Genomic DNA, 4,591 nt, shown 5'->3' with positions numbered 1-4,591 from the left:
ATGTCAAATGTTTGCGTTTCATGTCCAAAAACGCGACACGAAAATGTCGCCACCCTACGACATAGCTTGTGTCGCCCCCCCCCCCCATAAGTTATTGAAAAACAAAGATTTTTTTTTGCTCTCCTTCTATGATCTTTCGGAGCCAAAAATCTGGCCGGCAAAATTAAGGATTTGTTCGCCTAGAACGAAACCTTAACAAATCCTTAAAATCAGAAATCAGCCTGTTGTGTGTGCCGGTGGGTATGTGTGCCGAGCGTGGAGCCAGTGGGTAGTGGTGTGGGCAGGCGGTGGGAAACGCGGCAGCGTTTTCCACGGGCTGTCCATGCCCTATCCACGGGCGTAACGCGGCCCGAAGGGCGGTGCACATACCCACCGGCTGGAAGTCGCACGGGGAAGTACCATGCGCGAGCGCGAAAAAACGCAATATCACGGCCCATCTGGACGCCTATCGGCGGCCTACGGCGCTCCCGCTCTGCGCTCGCTCCAAATCTGATCGGCCAGAAGAACCGGGTAAGAGAGGATTTGCTCAAGGAAGGGGTGCAGGGTGTCCCTGCCACACTCCTAAGGCGGAGCCGGTTTGCCTGAAAGGCAATAGGGGTTAGTGTGTTATCCCTAAAAGGGGTAATTCATGAAAGCACTCGCCGCAATCCGTGTTCAGAAGATCAAAAGCATGTCCACCATTCGGGCCGCAGAGGCGCACGGTCGGCGGCTCGATGAGGCCAGCAGTAAGCGCGTGGATGCCTCCAGATCGTCCCTGAACCTCGCTGCGTCCCAATACAGCCCAGACGACCCGTTGGCGCTTGAGGCGGCTTACAGGGGCTTCAGAAAGGCTACAGGAGCGGCTGAAGGAAAGGGCGCGGCGATTATGGCTCACATGATCGCGGTAATCTCTCCTGAAGTTCTGGCCGAAACTGGAGACCCCAGAGACCCGAACAATCCCAAGGTGCGGGCGCTGTTCGTGCAGGCGCAGGCATGGGCGCAGGCTGAGTTCGGAGAGGAATCCCTTGTTGCTGCCCGTCTGGACGTGGACGAATCTGGGGCCGGAGTGGTGGATCTGTTCGTGTGCCCGACCGCCATGCAGGCGGGTGGCCGGGGCCGGAAACCGAAGCTGACGATCTCGGTCAAATCCGGACTGGAAGCCGTGGCAGCCAAGAACGGCAACAAACGCTCGTACAGCGCTATTCAGGATTCATGGGGGGATTGGGCCAGTCAGCGCATAGACCGCCGCCTAAGGCGAGGAAAACCGAAACGGGAGACCATGCGCCAGCATGTTCATGCTGACTTGGTGCGGGAAGAGTACGAGAAACTAGACCGCTTGAAGGCCGAACTAGACCAGCGCGAGCATGAAATTGCCGAAAAAGAGCGAAAAACTGCCGATTTTATCGATGAGGTAGCAAGAGATAACGTTCGCTTTAAGCTTATGGATGATGGGCAAATTCAATCTCTAATGAGGATGTCTTTGTCGGAAGAACGAAGAGCCGAACTGGTAGAGGCGAAAAGGAGTTTTTCTCCGGCTGTGTGGGAAATCCTGCGGGCAACCACAACCCTGCAAACACAAGCCAGAGAAGCCAAGAAAGCCGCCCATGACGCCACAATCAAGGCGATGCAGACAGGGGCCGAAGCGTTCTATCATCGGGAAGTCATCGGGGCAGAGGAAGCGCCGGAAACAGGGTGGAAAATCCATTATTCCAGTCGGCTCACCGAGCAGAGGCGTGGTGTGCTTTCTGCGATTTTGGAACCCTTCCGGGCGATAGTTGCCCCCTTCATTGCTGCTATTTCTCGGGCCGTTCGGGGGTGGGAGGTGACGGCGGAAGAAGTCGCTGAGGAACGGAACGACAGTGGGTGGAATTATGGGCCGGGGATGTGAGGATTGGGGCAGCATTTCGGGGCTTTGATAGCGCCCCCTACCCCCTGTTACCATATGATGCGCTTTTATGTGTTTTTGTGCGCTTAAAAAGCGTTTTCTGCGTTTAATTACCCCTTTTAGGGATAAACACACTAACCCCTATTGCCTTTCAGGCAAACCGGCTCCGCCTTAGGAGTGTGGCAGGGACACCCTGCACCCCTTGGTGTGTTGTTTTCTCTGTGCAGGAAGGTCGGGGAGGCGTACAGTCCCGCCTGCGACATGCTGTGTTTTGTTCTCGTGTGTGTTGTTAGCTTGTGGTGAGCTACGAGGTTGTAACGATGCCTCCAGCCCCGCGCCTTCGGGTGCGGGGCAATCGGAAATACCGTGCTGAATCGCCCCCCCTAACTCTTTGCATCCGAAGGCGCTCGGTTAGGAAAAGGCCGCGTGATCTGCATCTGGCTGACAGAGCAGGCCCACTAGGCAGAGCGCATGGACATCAGCCCGCACGCTATCAATGGCCTGGCCGGTTGCCGTGGCGATTTCTGCGAGGCTTAAGCCGCCCCTGTTAGTCAGCACTTCAATGACGTTCCGCCGTGAAGGTGTCAGCACCTTGTCCGCGAGTTCCTGACTGATGAAGCTGTGGCTCTTTGGTGAGGGTATCCCTTGAAATGCCGCCTCCAGTTGGGCGAAGGCTTCGTCCAGCGGGGCGACCCTTATCAGGGGGGCGGGTTCTGTCTGGTCGGTCATCCAGTGAACTCCTCAAAGTTCGTCTGAACTATCGGTCTTGAGAACTGTGCCAGATGTTCAGGATTTCGACCGTTGAGCCGATAATGCGATAGACGATCACATACGGCCAACAGGACACAAGCTCTCGCGTACCGGGCGTAATGCCGGGTCTGCCGCGCTCTGGCAGGTATTCGAGACGGTCGCATGTGGCGACGATCTGAATGGCAACCCGGCTTGCGGCTGCGGGATTTTCTTCGCCGATATGCTGCTTGATGCGCTGAATGTCGTTGAGTGATCTACGAGTGAACTGGATAGAAAAAACCGTGCTCATTTGCAGTGGGGTGCCGGTTTTTCGTGTTCAGTTCCCCACGACAGAAGCCATTCCCGCACGGCGGAATATGGAACTGTGCGGCCTGCATCGGCATCGGCAATGCCTTCTTGAACAGCCGCCAGAAAGGCGGCTGTTTCCTCCTCGTCATGCTGGATGATCGGGTTTGCGCTCATCATGCGGCGTCCTTTTTCGCGGCCCGTTTGGCCTCAAGGTCGAACATATCGGCCTGTGCGGATTCAGTGCGGTATTTGACCAGCACATTCATGCGTTGGCGGTGGTCGCCTTTGAAGATCACGTCAGGGTTGAGGCGCCAGTGTGTGCGACGCACTTCGACAATAACCATGGCATTTTTCAAAGAACGCATAAGACGTTGTACAGTTTTCGGACTGGTATCTGTCGCGTCAGCTATTTCTTGGTGTGTTGCTACAACCTGATTTTGATGGTCGGCCTTTGATAGCAACCACATCAGTATTTTCATTTTGGCATTACCAACCTCGTCCACCAGTTCGAGGATTTCGGCCAGACAAATTTTATGGAAACCAGCGTCACCAACGGTTTTGGTTACAACTTGTGCGTCGATGATTTCACCCGTCTCGGCATCGAGTAACCGCCGCTGACCACTGAAAAGTGTCGCCATTCGTGAACGCCTCATGATGAAAGGTATCACTTTTGATACCAAAACCGGTCATTAGTATGACCAGTTAAGTGGACTTCTGCAAGTCTACCAAAGTGGACAATTTTGACCACTTTTGTTTTTGAGAATGGCGGATTTCTACGGATTTTTGGCTTTCCCCCTTCTTGATCTATCTAGGAGGTCTGTTTTACTGGGGAAATCGGCATTGAAGCGATGCCTGATTAAATCCTTAAAATCAGAAATCAGCCTGCTGCGTGTGCCGGTGGGTATCCCTTGAAATGCCGCCTCCAGTTGGGCGAAGGCTTCATCCAGTGAACTCCTCAAGGTCTGTCTGGCGGGCTGGCAAGTCAGGCTCTAGGCCGTCAATGGACGGTTGAGAGGGCGGCGGCATACCGGGGCCAATGGGAAGCTGACGCTCGCCGGGATAGAGGGCCGGGATGCCTCTAAGAGGCTCTTGGTCAGCCAGTTCTGCGCGGTCTGGCTGCTCTTCATCGGAGATCAAGACGGAGGCAGAGAATAGGCTGTAACGGATTCCGTCACGCGGGCCGCTCCACGCCACTCGGTCATTGACCACGTATGCGTTGGTAGTCCCGGCAGCGCCTACCTGCCGGACTTCCAGCCATTGACCATCACGCAACACCTCTATGGCCCGCTGCACTGTTCTGACCGTGCAGCCCATGGTTTTTGCCAAAGTCTTTTGCGAGGCTACCAGTGCGTTGTGGTTCCCCATGTTGCCAACGATGACATGCATCAGTGCCGCCGCTTTGGGGTGGGAGGCTATGAGGCGCGCCCAAGCCTCATGGGCAGCACGTTCAGTCTGAACCCATGATCCTTTCGGGGCGGTCGTAATTTCAAAGGGAGGCTTTGGAGGTTGTGGCATTGCAGTACCCTACGACATTCATGTCGTATTTTCTGACATGAATGTCGTAGGGTGGCAACATTTTTGTGTCGCAATATTAGACACGGGCATGTCAAATGTTTGCGTTTCATGTCCAAAAACGCGACACGAAAATGTCGCCACCCTACGACATAGCTTGTGTCGCCCCCCCCCCCC

Annotated in this window: 8 protein-coding genes; 2 read left to right on the top strand and 6 right to left on the bottom strand. The window is 55.1% G+C overall.

Annotated elements, in window-relative coordinates:
- Positions 1-196: hypothetical protein (locus FKW19_RS15910; protein ID WP_238706784.1), on the top strand; the 196-nt coding region annotated here is incomplete at its 5' end.
- Positions 197-209: 13 nt separating this feature from the next.
- On the opposite strand, the gene FKW19_RS15245 is transcribed toward FKW19_RS15910, so the two are convergent.
- Complete coding sequence (locus FKW19_RS15245; protein WP_150150612.1) at positions 210-557, bottom strand: hypothetical protein; 348 nt, start codon at positions 555-557, stop codon at positions 210-212.
- Between the two features lie 71 nt (positions 558-628).
- Between FKW19_RS15245 and FKW19_RS15240 the strand changes: the two genes are divergently transcribed.
- Positions 629-1,867, top strand: a complete 1,239-nt coding sequence (locus FKW19_RS15240; RefSeq protein WP_006115965.1) for a hypothetical protein — start codon at positions 629-631, stop codon at positions 1,865-1,867.
- A gap of 408 nt (positions 1,868-2,275) precedes the next feature.
- Here the strand turns inward: FKW19_RS15240 and FKW19_RS15235 are convergent, their stop codons facing one another.
- The 5 genes from FKW19_RS15235 to FKW19_RS15215 all read right to left on the bottom strand — a co-directional run bounded on the left by FKW19_RS15235 (position 2,276) and on the right by FKW19_RS15215 (position 4,417).
- Positions 2,276-2,593 carry a hypothetical protein gene (locus FKW19_RS15235; protein ID WP_006115966.1) on the bottom strand — a complete coding sequence of 106 codons (318 nt, stop codon included), beginning with the start codon at positions 2,591-2,593 and terminating at the stop codon, positions 2,276-2,278.
- 28 nt (positions 2,594-2,621) lie between these two features.
- Entirely contained in the window at positions 2,622-2,903 is a 282-nt protein-coding gene (locus FKW19_RS15230; RefSeq protein WP_039891691.1) for a type II toxin-antitoxin system RelE/ParE family toxin, read from the bottom strand.
- Entirely contained in the window at positions 2,900-3,079 is a 180-nt protein-coding gene (locus FKW19_RS15225) for a CopG family transcriptional regulator (RefSeq protein ID WP_236612218.1), read from the bottom strand. The genes FKW19_RS15230 and FKW19_RS15225 overlap by 4 nt, the downstream gene beginning before the upstream one ends.
- A complete protein-coding gene (locus FKW19_RS15220; RefSeq protein ID WP_039891695.1) occupies positions 3,076-3,540 on the bottom strand; it encodes a replication/maintenance protein RepL in 465 nt (154 codons plus the stop codon). Before FKW19_RS15220 ends, FKW19_RS15225 begins: the two co-directional genes overlap by 4 nt.
- A gap of 301 nt (positions 3,541-3,841) precedes the next feature.
- Complete coding sequence (locus tag FKW19_RS15215) at positions 3,842-4,417, bottom strand: helix-turn-helix domain-containing protein (protein WP_006115964.1); 576 nt, start codon at positions 4,415-4,417, stop codon at positions 3,842-3,844.
- Positions 4,418-4,591: the final 174 nt, after the last annotated feature.

The organism is Acetobacter sp. DmW_125128, assembly GCF_008704325.1.
Taxonomy (GTDB): Bacteria; Pseudomonadota; Alphaproteobacteria; order Acetobacterales; family Acetobacteraceae; genus Acetobacter; species Acetobacter oryzifermentans.
The sequence above is the reverse complement of the archived record's forward strand: the minus strand, read 5'-3'. Positions and strand labels throughout refer to the sequence as shown.

Bases quoted from the DNA above. Each gene is read 5' to 3' on its own strand.
- FKW19_RS15215 (WP_006115964.1), bottom strand. From the start codon at position 4,417: ATGCCACAACCTCCAAAGCCTCCCTTTGAAATTACGACCGCCCCGAAA.
- FKW19_RS15230 (WP_039891691.1), bottom strand. From the start codon at position 2,903: ATGAGCACGGTTTTTTCTATCCAGTTCACTCGTAGATCACTCAACGAC.
- FKW19_RS15235 (WP_006115966.1), bottom strand. From the start codon at position 2,593: ATGACCGACCAGACAGAACCCGCCCCCCTGATAAGGGTCGCCCCGCTG.
- FKW19_RS15220 (WP_039891695.1), bottom strand. From the start codon at position 3,540: ATGGCGACACTTTTCAGTGGTCAGCGGCGGTTACTCGATGCCGAGACG.
- FKW19_RS15240 (WP_006115965.1), top strand. From the start codon at position 629: ATGAAAGCACTCGCCGCAATCCGTGTTCAGAAGATCAAAAGCATGTCC.
- FKW19_RS15225 (WP_236612218.1), bottom strand. From the start codon at position 3,079: ATGATGAGCGCAAACCCGATCATCCAGCATGACGAGGAGGAAACAGCC.